This window comes from Pseudomonas juntendi (assembly GCF_009932375.1).
GTDB lineage: Bacteria > Pseudomonadota > Gammaproteobacteria > Pseudomonadales > Pseudomonadaceae > Aquipseudomonas > Aquipseudomonas juntendi.
Genome location: NZ_BLJG01000625.1, coordinates 1 through 209, shown reverse-complemented (window position 1 = coordinate 209; position 209 = coordinate 1). Strand labels below are relative to the sequence as shown.

Genomic DNA, 209 nt, shown 5'->3' with positions numbered 1-209 from the left:
GGCACCGGGCTGGGGCTGTCGACCATCTACGGCTTCGCCCGGCAGTCCGGCGGGCATGTGCTGCTGAGCAGCGTGGTGGGGCAGGGCACGGAGGTGACCCTGTTGCTGCCGGCCCGGGCGGAGGCCGCGGTCGCGGTGGAGCCGGCCAACGTGCAGCACCTGCCAGGCACTGGCGCGCACGTGCTGGTGGTGGAAGACATGGCCTCGGT

General features: G+C 73.2%; 1 pseudogene. It reads left to right on the top strand.

The features are described from left to right. Positions 1 to 209, top strand: a pseudogene (locus GYA94_RS27550) (hybrid sensor histidine kinase/response regulator); the annotation flags it as partial.